At 71.6% G+C, this 13,403-nt stretch carries 14 protein-coding genes and 1 pseudogene; 6 read left to right on the top strand and 9 right to left on the bottom strand.

All coding sequences use genetic code 11. The features are described from left to right. Window positions 1-125 precede the first annotated feature (125 nt). Entirely contained in the window at window positions 126-2,222 is a 2,097-nt protein-coding gene (locus tag ABZY44_RS03270; protein WP_356649851.1) for a SpoIIE family protein phosphatase, read from the bottom strand. A 598-nt stretch (window positions 2,223-2,820) separates the two neighbouring features. Here ABZY44_RS03270 and ABZY44_RS03265 point away from each other — a divergent pair. Then, entirely contained in the window at window positions 2,821-4,593 is a 1,773-nt protein-coding gene (locus tag ABZY44_RS03265) for an NlpC/P60 family protein (protein ID WP_356649850.1), read from the top strand. A gap of 148 nt (window positions 4,594-4,741) precedes the next feature. On the opposite strand, the gene ABZY44_RS03260 is transcribed toward ABZY44_RS03265, so the two are convergent. After that, a complete protein-coding gene (locus ABZY44_RS03260; RefSeq protein ID WP_356649849.1) occupies window positions 4,742-5,539 on the bottom strand; it encodes a DUF4386 domain-containing protein in 798 nt (265 codons plus the stop codon). A gap of 135 nt (window positions 5,540-5,674) precedes the next feature. Here ABZY44_RS03260 and ABZY44_RS03255 point away from each other — a divergent pair, with 135 nt between their 5' ends. Further along, window positions 5,675-6,382, top strand: coding sequence for a TetR/AcrR family transcriptional regulator C-terminal domain-containing protein (locus ABZY44_RS03255; RefSeq protein ID WP_356649848.1), 708 nt, complete (start codon window positions 5,675-5,677; stop codon window positions 6,380-6,382). A gap of 116 nt (window positions 6,383-6,498) precedes the next feature. Here the strand turns inward: ABZY44_RS03255 and ABZY44_RS03250 are convergent, their stop codons facing one another. Beyond that, window positions 6,499-6,720 (bottom strand): helix-turn-helix transcriptional regulator, encoded by a 222-nt coding sequence (locus ABZY44_RS03250; protein ID WP_356649847.1) that lies wholly within the window; start codon window positions 6,718-6,720, stop codon window positions 6,499-6,501. Beyond that, the gene (locus ABZY44_RS03245) at window positions 6,720-7,205 is read right to left on the bottom strand and encodes a DUF2975 domain-containing protein (protein WP_356649846.1); all 486 of its coding nucleotides are present in this window, start codon (window positions 7,203-7,205) and stop codon (window positions 6,720-6,722) included. Before ABZY44_RS03245 ends, ABZY44_RS03250 begins: the two co-directional genes overlap by 1 nt. A 123-nt stretch (window positions 7,206-7,328) precedes the next feature. Between ABZY44_RS03245 and ABZY44_RS03240 the strand changes: the two genes are divergently transcribed. Further along, a complete protein-coding gene (locus tag ABZY44_RS03240) occupies window positions 7,329-7,979 on the top strand; it encodes an HAD family hydrolase (RefSeq protein WP_356649845.1) in 651 nt (216 codons plus the stop codon). A 107-nt stretch (window positions 7,980-8,086) separates the two neighbouring features. Here the strand turns inward: ABZY44_RS03240 and ABZY44_RS03235 are convergent, their stop codons facing one another. The 3 genes from ABZY44_RS03235 to ABZY44_RS03225 all read right to left on the bottom strand — a co-directional run bounded on the left by ABZY44_RS03235 (window position 8,087) and on the right by ABZY44_RS03225 (window position 9,767). Then, a complete protein-coding gene (locus tag ABZY44_RS03235; RefSeq protein ID WP_356649844.1) occupies window positions 8,087-8,419 on the bottom strand; it encodes a hypothetical protein in 333 nt (110 codons plus the stop codon). A gap of 95 nt (window positions 8,420-8,514) precedes the next feature. After that, window positions 8,515-8,955, bottom strand: a complete 441-nt coding sequence (locus ABZY44_RS03230) for a nucleoside deaminase (protein WP_356649843.1) — start codon at window positions 8,953-8,955, stop codon at window positions 8,515-8,517. Continuing rightward, window positions 8,952-9,767: a TIGR03619 family F420-dependent LLM class oxidoreductase gene (locus ABZY44_RS03225; RefSeq protein WP_356649842.1), complete on the bottom strand. Its 816-nt coding sequence runs from the start codon at window positions 9,765-9,767 to the stop codon at window positions 8,952-8,954. The genes ABZY44_RS03230 and ABZY44_RS03225 overlap by 4 nt, the downstream gene beginning before the upstream one ends. A 93-nt stretch (window positions 9,768-9,860) precedes the next feature. On the opposite strand from ABZY44_RS03225, the gene ABZY44_RS03220 reads away from it, so the two are divergent. Next, entirely contained in the window at window positions 9,861-10,307 is a 447-nt protein-coding gene (locus ABZY44_RS03220; protein ID WP_356649841.1) for an Lrp/AsnC family transcriptional regulator, read from the top strand. Between the two features lie 146 nt (window positions 10,308-10,453). On the opposite strand, the pseudogene ABZY44_RS03215 reads toward ABZY44_RS03220, so the two are convergent. Beyond that, window positions 10,454-11,396, bottom strand: a pseudogene (locus ABZY44_RS03215) (LysR family transcriptional regulator). Between the two features lie 108 nt (window positions 11,397-11,504). Here ABZY44_RS03215 and ABZY44_RS03210 point away from each other — a divergent pair. Both ABZY44_RS03210 and ABZY44_RS03205 read left to right on the top strand, forming a co-directional pair. Then, window positions 11,505-12,425 (top strand): NAD(P)H-binding protein, encoded by a 921-nt coding sequence (locus tag ABZY44_RS03210; RefSeq protein WP_356649840.1) that lies wholly within the window; start codon window positions 11,505-11,507, stop codon window positions 12,423-12,425. Continuing rightward, window positions 12,415-12,780, top strand: a complete 366-nt coding sequence (locus tag ABZY44_RS03205; RefSeq protein WP_356649839.1) for a darcynin family protein — start codon at window positions 12,415-12,417, stop codon at window positions 12,778-12,780. The genes ABZY44_RS03210 and ABZY44_RS03205 overlap by 11 nt, the downstream gene beginning before the upstream one ends. A gap of 101 nt (window positions 12,781-12,881) precedes the next feature. Here ABZY44_RS03205 and ABZY44_RS03200 read toward each other — a convergent pair whose 3' ends face one another. Further along, on the bottom strand, window positions 12,882-13,250 hold the full coding sequence (locus ABZY44_RS03200; protein WP_356649838.1) for a hypothetical protein: 369 nt from the start codon (window positions 13,248-13,250) through the stop codon (window positions 12,882-12,884). Between the last annotated feature and the right edge of the window lie 153 nt (window positions 13,251-13,403).

Here is a 13,403-nt window from a genome sequence, read left to right as displayed (position 1 = left end):
GGCGTGACGTGACGGGCCAGCCAGAGCGTGCCGATGCCTCCATGCCGCCTTCACGCGAGGCCGCCACCGGATCCGAGCCTCCCAGGTGACGCGTCACGGCCGGCGCGCACTTCTGGAGCTGCCGGTCAGGCATGCGCCGAAGCGGTCGGCGGCTCCGCCCGCAACCGGGCGATGAGCAGCGCGACGTCGTCGTGGTCTCCAGGGCGGCGCAGCCGGCGCAGCAGGAGGTCGCATGTGTCCTCCAGGTTGCGTTGCGGGCCGGCGAGCAGGGACAGGAGGGCGTCGAGACGCTCGTCGAGGGACCGGTCGCGGGTTTCCACCAGTCCGTCGGTGTACAGAACGAACTGGTCACCGAGGCTCAGGTCGAGGCGGGTGGTGTGGAAGGGGACGCCGCCCACACCGAGGGGGGCGCCGGTGGGCAGGTCGAGCAGTTCCGGAGGCCGCCCGGGGTGCATGAGGACCGGGGGCAGGTGGCCGGCCACGGAGATGTGGCACTGCTGGTCGTGGGGATCGTAGACGGCGTACACGCACGTGGTGATGGTGTGCTCCATGCTCGCGGTCGCCTGGTCGAGGTGGTGCAGGACCTGGGCGGGGTCGAGATCGAGCTGGGCCAGGGTGCGGGTGGCGGTGCGCAGCTGGCCCATGGTGGCGGCGGCTTCGATGCCGCTGCCCATGACGTCACCGATGATCAGGGCGGTCTTGTCACCGGGGAGGGGGATGACGTCGAACCAGTCACCGCCGATCTCGCTCGTGGCGCCGGCGGGTTCGTAGCGATGGGCGATGTCCAGGCCGGGCCGGTTCTCGGGCCGGTTCGGCAGCAGGTTGCGCTGGAGAGCGAGCGCCGCGTGACGCTGGCTCTGGAACCAGCGGGCGTTGTCGATGCACACGGCCGCGCGGGCGGCGAGTTCGCCCGCCAGTGTGGTGTCGTCGTCATCGAACGGAGCCGGGTTGTCCGCCCGCATCAGACCCAGGGCACCGATCACCTGGCCGCGGGCGATCAGCGGTACCGCGAGGTAGGAGTGGACGCCGGCCGCGGCGAGGAGCGCGGCCGCGTTCTCGTCCCGGGCGATGCGCGGCAGGTCCTGAACGGTCAGCGTCGCCTCCCGGACGGGACGGCCGGTGTTCACGCACTGGGTGACGACACGGTCGGTGTCGTACTGGGCGAGGCTTCCGACGGGGTCGGGGGCCCGCAGGGCCTCGGTGGGGTACGCCGCCACCACCGCCAGCGCTCTGAAACGTGCGGGGCCGGTCACCACACCGGTGGTTCGCTGGCCCTGCAGGACGTCCTCCAGAATGTCCACCGTGGCAAGGTCCGCCACTTCGGGTACGCACACCTCGGCCAGCTCCCTGGCCGTCTGCTCCAGGTCGAGGGTGGTGCCGATCCGCACCGAGGCGTCGGCCACCAGTGCCAGGCGGCCTCGTGCGCGAGCGGCGTCAGCGGCCGCCAGATGCTGCGCGGTGACGTCCACCACCGAGGTGGCCAGACCCAGCACGTGTCCGGCGGGGTCCTCCAGTCGGTAGAACGAAACCGACCAGGCGTGCTCCTGGCCCGGGTCGTCAGCGGTGCGCCCCACGGTGAAACGGTCCAGCAAGGGAACACCTGTGGCCAGGACCTGGCGCATCGCGGACTCGTTGGCGTCCCCGCTCAGGAACGACAGCGTCTGCGCCGTGGTCAGCCCGCCGTGGCCCGGGGCGGAGCGGCCGTCCATGCCTTCCAGTGCCGGATTGACCAGCACGAACCGCAGCTCGGTGTCCAGGACTCCCAGACCGATCGGTGACTGGGAGATCAGGCGCAAGGACAGCGCCAGGTCTCGCTCCACGCGCCGGAGCGTTCCCTGATCGGTGGCGATCCCCAGCGCGTAGGCCTCCCCCCGTTCGTCCTGCAGCCGCATGTTGCGGAATTCCACCATCCGGGTGCTGTCGTCCTTGCGTCTGACCGGGAAGCCGCCCGCCCAGCTCCGCCCGCTCTCCATGACGCGGACGAACAGCTCGGTCACGAGGTCTAGGTGCTGCTCGTCGACGAGCAGCCGGGCCGCGAACTGGCCCAGCGCCTCGCCGGACGAGTAGCCGAACAGGTCCTCGGCCTGCGGACTCCACAACACGATCCGCCCGCTGTCGTCCAGCACCACCGCGGCCAGGTTCAGCACGTCGAGCAGCCCGCCGGGCGCCGGGACCCCGAACGCTCCGCCGACCTCGGCTCGGAATGCATCGGACGTACTCACCCGGGTGCCCTTTCCGCTGACCGGTCGGCATCAGCCCGTACCGGAGGCCGGACCGCAGGCACCGAGCTCCTGCCGTCGGTCTCCCACCGTCCCATCTTCCCTCTGAACGGTCGGAGCGGCAGGCCTCCGCCCGGCCGGCAGCCGCTCGCAGGGATGCGGGCGTCCGATCACTCTCCGCTGTCGAACGATCCGGTACGGGACGTCGTCCGCCCGTCCACGCCCCTGCCCACGCACCCGTGCGTGCTTCTCGTGGCATACGGGGTGCCCCCGCACAGGCCGATCGGTCAGGCCTTCGGCGAGTGCAGTGACCCCGCGTGCGCGCCCGGGCGGGCTCGTGAGTCTGGTTCCGTGAGCACCCCGCAGGGTATTGGCCGAGGCCCCGGACGCACGCGGTCTGCGCGCGGTGAGCATCGACGGCGTGACGGTGGGCAGCGCCTGGTCGCGGCGCGACCTGCGCAGGCAGCTCCGCCGCGCGGGGCTGCCCTCCCCCGCCTGTGGATCCCGTTCCTCCCCGGCCAGCCAGCACACAATCCACATGATTGGGGCACCCATGGGGGGCGACGGCCGCTGATGGACGCCACGATCGGATCATTACCGCATGTCACACACTTCCCGACGCAATGTGCTTGCCGTCTTCGCCACCGCTGCCGCCTCGGTCCCACTCGGCTCCATGAGCGCCGCGGCCTCGCCCAGAACGTCGGTCACGGCCGCTCCCGCACGCGGGTCGCTCCTCCCGGCCGTGGCCACAGCTCCCGCGTCCCTCGTCTCTCCGCGCTCGTCCGTCGCCATCGGACCGGTGGACCCCGCCTTCTTCACCCAGGTCGCCCTCGGCTCGTTCACCACCAGCGTGCTGCCGGGAACACCGCAACGCCTGGAGATCACTTCCGGCGCTCAGCGCGTCGCGGTCCTGACCGAAGGTGCGCGCACCGTCGTACTGACGGGCCCCGAGCGCACCTTCACCGAGAACAAGAAGTCCTTCGTGGACGACTTTCAGCGCACCCTCCCGGACGTGACCCTGCCGACGGCCGACCGCAAGTACTGGGGCACCTCCCCCGGTGGCGGCAGCTGGTCCACGCTGGGGCCTGCAGACACCGACTACTCGGTGGTACCGGGCAGCGCCACCCTTGCGCTCAGCACCGACTACGCCAGCCGCCACGCCACCCTTCGCGACGACGAGATCACCGACGTCGATGTACGGGCCGTCGCGAAGTTCGACAAGGTGCCGACCGGCCAGGCCTGTTCGTACGCGCTGTCCTTCGGCTACCAGGACACCCACAACAACTACCGGGCCAGGCTGTCCTTCCTGACGTCGGGCACGGTCGAGCTGCGCGTAGAGAAGGAGGTCGCGGACACGGTCACCCAGCTGGCCGGCACGACCACCCTCGCCACCGCGGTTCCCGCGGGCACGAACTGGACGATCCGCGTGCGCCGCGAAGGCACCCGTATCCAGGTCAAGGCCTGGCGCACGGACACGGCCGAGCCCGCCGCGTGGGCCGTGGACGTCACGGACTCCACCTACACCAAGGGGCGCGTGGGCCTGCGCGCACTGGCCAACCAGGGCTGCACCAACCTGCCCGTCAAACTGGTGGTGAGCCGCTTCCAGGTGGACGCCGCGACGTGGCAGCAGCCGCCGTCCGTCACCCACAACACCTGGGTACGCGTCCTGCCCGAGCCCTTCGACGGAACCTGGACCTCGGCCCTGGAACGGACCATCCGCGGCTGGGCCGGATCCCCGAGCCCCGACGTCCTGGCCCACGCGGCGACGTTCCTGGCCGGAGCATCCCCCGTGACGACCGCCGCGGCGCCGGCGGCGGGCAAGCAGGTCATGGGCGAGGCTGGTTACGGGTACTTGGACCCGCAGGGCTACCGCTACGAAGGCGCGGACTTCCACGAGTACATGAACCTCGGCTGGACGTTCCCCGACGGCACCTACACCGGTCCGTCCAGCAAGCAGGTCGGCAACCTCGACTGCTCGGGCTACACGCGCATGGTGTACGGCTACCACCTGGGCGTCCCCCTCGCCGCCGGCGAGGACACCTCCAAGACCAGGATGCCCCGCAAGTCCCGCCACATGGTGGACTACGCCCCGGGCACCCGGATCGACCAGACGGACGGCACGAACCCGCCCGCCGCGCAGCAGCTCCAGCCCGGCGACCTGCTCCTGTTCAACGCCGACTCCGGCGACGACACGGTCACCGTGACCGTCGACCACGTCGGCATCTACCTCGGCCTGGACACCGCCGGCAAGCGCCGGTTCCTCTCCAGTCGCAAGACCAACAACGGCCCCACCATGTCGGACCTGGGCGGCGCGTCCCTCCTCGACGGAACAGGCACCTACGCCAGGAAACTGCACACCGTGCACCGCGTCTGACACGACCGCGGGCCGGGGTGACGGCCGGCCTCCACCGCCGCCCCGCCCCGCCCCGGCCCGCCCCGGCCCGGCCCGGCCCCACGGTCGCAGCCGCCCCGGTCCGTCGCGTCGGCCTTCCGGGGTCCGTCTCCGTCGGCCTGGGGAACCGTCACCCGGCGTCGGCGCCCACGCGGGCACCGGCGGCGGCGTCGGCGTCGCCCCGGGAGTCACCCAGGTCGTCGCCCCGGGCGTTGTCACGCGCACCGTCGTACGCGCTGTCGTGCGCGCTCTCTCCGCCCCCCTCGTCAAAGCCCTTGGCCAGCAGCCGGACGGCGAGCGTCACCTCCCAGGCGAACACGGGGAGGGCCGCGAGCGACCCCGCCGCCGAGACCTGCTCGTACGCCCCGAACAGCACGGCGGTCGCCGAGGCGCAGATCATCGCCCCGCCGACCAGCCCCAGGACGGCGATGAACCGCGGCACGAGCCGCGAGGTGTACATCAGGCCGGCCAGCACCAGGGTGTTGGCACCGAGGACGAAGTTGGGACCGAACAGGAACGTCCAGTCGTGGAAGGCCACGAGGGCCCGACCGGCCGTGACCAGGGAGGCCTCGTCGATGCCCGCCGCACCCTCGGCCTGCCTCCTGAGCGTCACGACCGACAGCACGCTGATGATGCCGATGACGATGACGGCCGCCTCCAGCAGGCGCCCGCAGACGTAGGCGACGGCGGCCCCCTCGTTCCGCCTCCTCAGGACCGGGAACAGCACGGCCCCGGTGCCGGTGACCGCCACCGCGAGGACGAACTCGCACAGCGCCCCCAGGAACACGCGGGGGTCGGCGCCGGAGCCGATGACGTACCCGGCGTCGTGCAGGACGGGGCGGTAGAGCGTGAGCCCCGCGATCGCGGCGACCTCCGTGACGAGGAACAGCGCCCCCGCGACGATCGCGGTCCTCCTGGATGACCTCATGTGGAACCGACCCTCCCTCAGCTGGTGTACGGCGTACACCAGGCAGCTGGCGCCCACAGTAGGTGTACGCCGTACACTCGTCAAGGCGGGACCCCGCCCGCGCCACCCCGGGAACGGATCGAGGGAGAAGCCCCCATGCCCGAGCAGCCACACGAACCCCGCCGGACCCCCCTGAGCCGGGACCGGGTGCTCCGCGCCGCCGTCGCCTTCGCCGACACCGCCGGGATCGAGGCGCTGAGCATGCGCCGACTCGCCCAGGATCTGGGCGTGGTGCCGATGGCGCTCTACAAGCACGTGGCCAACAAGGAAGAGCTTCTGGACGGCATGGTGGAAGTCGCCTTCGCGGGGATCGAGGGCGGCCAAGCCCCCCGATCCGACTGGAAGAGCGCGGTCCGCGGGCGGATCCTCGGGGCGCGCGCCGCCCTCCTGGCGCACACCTGGGCGGCCCAGGTGATCCGGTCGCGCACCAGCCCGACGCCGGCCGTGCTCGCGTACCTGGACTCCGTGATCGGCATGTTCCGGGCCGGCGGTTTCTCCACCGACCTCACCCACCACGTGATGCACGCCCTCGGCAGCCGGGTGCTGGGCTTCACCGAGGAGCTGTTCGACGATCCGGCGAACACGAGCACCGCACCGCAGGACGACGGGGTGCAGGCGGCCGCGTACGAGGCGATGGCCCGGCTTTATCCCCACGTCACCGAGCTGGCCCGGGCGGTGGCCCACGACCGGCGGTCCGTCGTCGGCCCGGGCTGCGACGACCTGTTCGAGTTCGAGTTCGCCCTGGACCTCCTCCTGGACGGATTCGATCGACTCCACCGGGAGGGCTGGACCTCCACGCCCTGACGCCCCCGATGCCCCTGACGCCCGCCACACCCCCGGGTCCCCGACCCGCCACCGGTCCTGCGGGTGGCCGGCCTTGCTTCTTCGTCGGGCACCTTCGCTCCCGCCGTCGTACGACGTCAGCCGCCCGCGGTGCCCTCGACCTCCCAGCGCAGCAGGTCGCCCGGCTGGCATTCGAGTGCCTCGCAGAGCGCGGCGAGCGTCGCGAAGCGCACCGCCTTGGCACGGCCGTTCTTGAGCACCGCCAGGTTGGCCGGTGTGATCCCCACACGGTCCGCGAGTTCGCCCACGGACATCTTCCGCCTGGCCAGCATCACGTCGATGTCGACGACGATCGGCATCAGATCACCTCGTCCAACTCGTCCCGCATCTGCGCCGCTTCGACATCGCGCGCGACAGCCTGGGCGAGCAGCATCCGCAGGAGGAGGACGACGAGCGCGACCCCCAGGACGGCCAAGCCGATCCCGCCCATGATGACGGTGACGCCCGGGTCCTCCCGCTGGCCCGGCGCATTGAGGGCCGTGACCGCGAACCACAGGAGGGCGATGGCCACGATCGCGCCGATCACGATGTCCACGTACCGGAAGGCCGCGTGGGAGAACACGGTTCCGCGTCGCACCATGGACACCAGCCGCCATACGCAGACCAGGGCGACCTGGACGGACACCACGCCCAGGATGGTGATCACGCGCAGCGGGGTCAACGGCAGCGACCCGTCCTCGGGGTCGGTGGCCAGCGCCCACACCATCGACGCCTGCACGAACACGGTGCCGACGAGCACCACCACGAGCACGGCGCGCAGCGCACGTACCGTCAGTTTCCCCATGACCCATCCCTCCATCGAATTGCGATGGAAATCTATCGATTCTCGATGGGTTAGGCAAGGGCGGGAACAGATGTGAGCCGCAGCCCATCACCGGCAGGTACCACCCCTGCCTATCCTGTCCCGATGGTCACTCCGATTGAACTCGTCATATTCGACTGCGACGGCGTGCTCGTCGACAGCGAACGGATCGCCGTGCGCGTGCAGGTCGCCGTGGGCGCCGAGCTGGGATGGCCCCTCACGGAAGCCGAGGTCATGGACAGGTTCGTCGGCCGGTCGAACGCGTCCATCGGCGAGCAGATCGCCACTCGCCTGGGCTCGAGCCGGGCGGTTGCCTGGCAGGCGAGGTTCGAACAACTCCACCGCGTGGCCGTCGATGCCGAACTCGTCCCGGTCGACGGCATTCGCGAGGCGCTCGGCGCCATCACCCTTCCCACGTGCGTGGCGTCGAGCGGCAGTCACGAGAAGATGCGGCACACCCTCGGCCACACCGGGATCTACGCGCACTTCGAGGGCCGCATCTTCAGCGCCGCCGAGGTCGCTCACGGCAAGCCCGCCCCCGATCTCTTCCTGCACGCGGCTCGGCGCATGGGGGTCGAACCCTCGGCCTGCATCGTCGTCGAAGACAGCAAGTACGGAGTCCAGGCCGCCCGCGCGGCCGGCATGCGGTCGCTCGGCTACTCCGGTGGCCTGACCCCCGCCGAGTGGCTCGAGGGCCCTGACACCGTGGTGTTCGACGACATGCGCAAGCTTCCGCTGCTCCTTTCCGAAGCCTGAGCGTCACCGCGCCGCCGCGTCACCGCGGCCCCGCGTCCCCGCGACCGCCCAGCGCCTTCGGTACGGGGCCGAAGGCGGGCGAACGGGTCCAGGGCGCCCCGACCCGGTCAGCCGGCTTCAGGTGTCGCTCGCGGCGGAACGGGCTCCTCCGTGACGACCCGCCGCATGTGACCCACCCACGAATCCGGCGGCAGGACCGACCAGGCAACCTCGATCTCGACGCCGTGGTGGGTGCGGGTGTAGTCCGCCAGCTCCGTGAAGACCCGGTTCTGTACGTCCTCGGGGGACGCGTCGGAGGTCATGCGGATCTTGCCGCATCCGCCACCCCAGCCCTCGCACACGACCGTGAAGGGCCACACGTCCGTCCCCGTCAGCAGGATGACCTCTTTCGGTATGCCGAAGGCCGGCCGCTGCTCCCTCGTCCTGCTGCGTCTCGCCACAGCGCCATCCAACCCCACGGACACACGATCGGGCACGTCGGCAGGTGATCGACGCGCGCAGGACGGGACCGGTGAGGGCCGTTGCCGAACGGCTCTCACCGCTGGGGCCGATAGGAGGCCTCGATGGGAGCGCGCGCCTCGGCGAACAGGGCCGGGCCGTCCTTCACCGGCGTCGGCCAGGTACCTGACTCCGGGTTGAGTTCGACGAGTTGCTCGGTGGAGAGCGCGTAGACGACACGGCCGAGTCCGGAGCGGACGATGGCGCCGGCGCACATGCCGCACGGTTCGCAGCTGGTGTACATGGTGGTGCGGGCGGCCGTGTCGGGGTCGAGTGCGCGGGCCGCCCAGCGGGCGAGTTTCAACTCCGGGTGGGCGCTGATGTCGTTGTCGCGGCGCACCGTGTTGTGGGCTTCGGCGAGGATCGCTCCGTCCGGGCCGGCCAGCAGGGAGCCGTAGGGCGCGTCGCCCAGGGTGGCGGCACGGGCGGCGACGGCGATCGCCCGCCGCAGGAGGTCCTCGTCGGCGGTGGTGATCATGATGTCCTCCAGTGTGTGGCCACGGCGGTGAGCGCCTGCCAGGCGGCGTGGGGACGACGGGTCTCCCCCGGGTCGCCGTGGTACGGGTCGAGAACGACGGTGTCGGCCCCGAGGCGCCGCAGCTGGTCGAGGTCGTCGAGGATCTGCTCCAGGGAGCCGGTGCCCGCGATCCGTTCGGGATCGTCGATCGGTGGGGTGGTCAGCCGCAGGGCGATGCGGGGCGCGAACGCCGGAAGCGAGTGGTTCGCCAGGACCGCGCGCATCCAGGGAAGGGTGCCCCGCAGCGGGTGCCAGGCGTCACCGAACCTGATGGCGCGCCGGATCCCCGCCTCGCTGTTGCCGCCGACCCAGACGGGAATCGGGGCGGTGTGACCGTGGGCCTCCTCGCGCCAGGCTTTCCGCAGGGCGACGAGGTGCTCGTCCGTCAGCCTGCCGCGCGCGGCGAACGGCACGCCGAGCGCGTCGAACTCCTGACGCGCCCAGCCGACGCCCACCCCGAGCACGAGCCGGCCGCCGCTGAGCTCCTGCAGATTGGCGCTCATGCGCGCCACGAGCAGCGGATGCCGGTAGGGCAGTACGAGCACGGTCGTGCCCAGCCGCACCCTGCTGGTGACTCCGGCCAGCCAGGAGAGCGTGGTGAACGGCTCGTAGAACGGCGCCGGATAGCGACCGGCCACGTCCGGGGTGACGGCCACGTGATCCGACACCATCAGGAGGTCGAAGCCGAGCCCCTCCACGATCCTCGCCCACGCGCGGAGCATGCCCGGATCGGTCCCGGGCCCGAAGTTCGGTACGTTGACGCCAAGTTGCATGATCGGAGGCTATCCCGGCGATCAAGACGTTCGGAAGGTGCTTCTCTTGCTATCTCCTGCCTTCTCCCGGCTGTTTCCCGGTAGATTTGCGATATGGCCGTGAATCTTGACGACACCGACTGGGCGATCATCGGCGAGCTGCAAAGGGAGGCCCGTATCTCCCTCAGCGAGTTGGGGCGGCGCGTGAGTCTCGGCTCGTCCGCCACCACGGAACGGGTGCGGCACCTGGAGGCGACGGGAGTGATCACCGGCTACCACGCGGTGGTCGACCTGGCCAAGGTCGGCTACCCCGTCCTCGCCGTCGTCCGGTTGAAGTACCCGGGCAACCACCACCAGCCGCTGCGCCGGCTGCTCGCCGAGCGGCGGGAGATCCTGGAGTGCCTGCGGACCACCGGAGAGGACTGCTACACCCTGAAGGTGGCCGCGACCTCCATGGAACATCTGGAGACGCTCATGGACGAACTGGCCGGCTTCGGCAGCACGACCACCAGTGTCGTCTACAGCCAGACGCTGCCCCGTCGCGGACCCGACCGGCCCTGAAGAACAGCTGCCCGGCCGCCGCGTACGCACGAGCGATGCCATGCCCTGCCCTGCCACGCCCTGCTGCCATCGGGCCGGTCGTCGGCCCTGCGCGGAGGCCTGCGGGTGCGCGGCCCGCGCCGCGGCTGTACCGGCCCGCGCCGCGGCTACACCTCGCCGGCCGGACGGAGCACCTGGCGTACGGCGCCGCGCAGCCACTGGTGGCCTCCGTCGGCGGTGTGGCGCGGGTGCCAGGCCATGCCGATCGTCAGCGGTGGCAGCGGCAGCGGAATGTCCAGCAGGTGCAGCCCCAGCGCGTGCGCCGCGTCGCTGAGTGGTGAGGGTGCCTCGCCCGGCAGGGCGGCCGGCACCAGGCAGACCACGTCTCCGACGGCGGCCAGCGCCATCGCCGCCAGATGTCCGGGCAGGACGGCGGAGACCTGCCGACTGAGCCCCTGCTCGGCCAGGGCCGCGTCCAGCGGGCCGGTGAAGCGTCCCCGGCGGCTGACCGCCACGTGCTCGGCCGCCGCCAGCCTGGCGGGCGTCAGGGTTCCTTCGGCGAGCGGGTGCCCGGCCCGGACGCCGGCCGTCATCCGCAGGGTGACCAGCTCCTCGACCCGGGTCTCGGGGTCGACGTGGTCGATGGCCCCGATCTCCAGATCGATCCGGCCTTCGCGCAGGGCGGGGCCCGCCTCCCACTCCTCGGCCAGCACCCGTAGCGAGACGCCCGGGGCGCGGCGCCGGGCCAGCCCGAGCAGCCCCGGGGCCAGCGCCGCGCCGACCAGGTCCGAGGCCTGGACGGTGAAGGTGCGCCGCAGCGCGGCGGGGTCGATCGCGCCGCTCGGGGTGAGCAGCGCCTCCAGCCCGCGCACCACCGCGGCGGCCTCGTCCCGCAGCGCCTCGGCACGGGGTGTGGGCACCATCGCCTGTCCCGCCCGTACGAGGAGCGGGTCCTGGAGCACCCGGCGCAGCCGGGCCAGGGTGCCTCATCGCCGCGGGTGAGGTCCGCAGCCGCGCGGCGGCCCGGGTGACGCTCTGCTCGGTCAGCAGGGCGTCGAGGGCGACGGCGAGGTTGGCGTCGAGGTTCGGGACTGGGCTGCTCACCTGCATGATTCCGTTTCAGGTAATGATCCGTTGCTGAAGTTCCCATTGTGGCAATGCGGTTCGGGTTCGCACGATGAGGGGGCGTACCGATCCGACACAGACCGCGAGGTTTTCATGATCGTCATTACCGCCCCCACCGGGAACATCGGCCGGCAGCTGCTGTCACTGCTGGTCGAGGCCGCACCCGCATGCGGAGAGAAGGTGCGCGTCGTGGTCCGCGACCCCGCCCGGCTCCCCGAGGGCGTGCGCGGACAGGTCGAGGTGGTCACCGGCTCGCACGGCGACGCCGCGAGCGTCGAGCGCGCCTTCACCGGGGCCGACGCCGTCTTCTGGCTGGTGCCGCCGGACGCCTCGGTCACGCCCGACGAGGCGTACAGCGGCTTCACCCGCCCCGCCGCGCGGGCGTTCGCCACCCACGGCGTCGGCCATGTCGTCGGCGTCTCGGCTCTCGGCCGCGGCACTCCGCAGGCCGCCCGCGCCGGTCTGGTCACCGCCTCGCTCGCCATGGACGACCTGATCGCCGGCTCCGGCGTCGCCTATCGCGCCCTGGCCAGCCCGTCCTTCTTCGAAAACCTGCTGGAGGAGGCCGACTCGATCCGCGAGAACGGTGTCTTCACCGACACCGTGGCCGCAGATCGCCCGGCCCCGCTGGTGGCCGTCGCCGACATCGCCGCGACGGCGGCCCGGCTGCTGCTGGACCGTTCCTGGAAGGGCGTCGACAGCGTTCCCGTGCTCGGCCCACAGGACCTGTCGCCCGAAGACCTGGCCCGCATCATGACCGAGGAGCTGGGCCGCCCCGTCCGCTACCGGCGTCAGCCGCTCGACGAGCTGCGGTCCACCCTGCTCGGCTACGGCCTCGCCGAGGCGTTCGTCGACGGCGTGGTCGACATGAAGCGCGCCAAGGACCAGGGCCTGGACTCGGGCCTCGACCGCTCGCCACAGGCGGCCCCGGCCACCGGATTCGCCCAGTGGTGCGCCCAGACCCTCAAGCCCGCCGTCTTCGCCACCACACCGGAGGCGACCGATGCCCGCTGACCGAACCGAGCCGCCGGTCACCGCGTTCATACCCGTCAAGACCACGCCCGAGTGGCTGGCGATGACCGTGGCCGAACGCGTCCAGGCCTTCACCACCGAGGTCGTCCCGGTGATCGAGGCCCGCACCCGGGGCGTCCGCTCCCGCTTCTACGACACGGAGTTCTACTCGGCGCGGGTCACCGACGTCTGGGTCTGGGAGGCGGACGACCACGACGCCTACCGGCTGCTGATCGACGCGCTGCGTGAAACCCCCTTCTGGGACCGCTACTTCACCGTCGTGGACCTGCTCGTGGGCACCGAGAACGGCTACGCCCTCACCTACGGCGTGGAGCCGGTGGCCACCCTCGCCACCTGATGTCCCCGGACCGGCCGCCGCCCGGCACTGGCACTGCGCGTCCGGGCGGTACAGACGAGGACTCGGCCCGCGGACGGGGCTGTCAAGTCACCGGAGGGCCCTCAACGGTTGGCGGTGATCCACCGGACGACGGCTGCGTGGGTCGTGTCGTCGAGCGCCGAGAGGATGTAGATGGATTCCATGTCACCGGGGAGCGGTGCAATGCCCGCGGCCGTCAGCGCGGCTTGCAGGTCCAGCCTTCGCCGGTCCACGGGCGTCAGGGACCGGCCGTGGTGCGCTTCGTTCGTCGGCCCGTGCTCACCCGGGCGCTCTGCGCCGCAGGGAGGCAGGAGCCAGTCCATGTCGCCGGGGCGGCGGCTCTGGGGCGGCGTGCGGTGGGGGGCGGGCTGGACGGCGTCGGCGCCGGGGAAGCGGTAGGGGTCCAGCTGAGGGGGCGGGGCCTCGGACGGGGTGGACTGCCAGAACTCCACGAAGAACCTCCCTGAGTCGGAATGCCGCTGCTGCTTCGAAAGGGCTCGGGACGTCGCCGGGGTCCGAACACGCAATGCACGGCCGTCCCCCGTCCGCACGACATCCGCCGTTCCCATCACTACCCAGAGTGAGGGCAACGGGCGCGTAAAGCC

Source organism: Streptomyces sp. NPDC006544, assembly GCF_040611715.1.
Taxonomy (GTDB): domain Bacteria; phylum Actinomycetota; class Actinomycetes; order Streptomycetales; family Streptomycetaceae; genus Streptomyces.
Note: the sequence above shows the minus strand (reverse complement) of the source record. Positions and strands in the feature narration are given on the sequence as shown.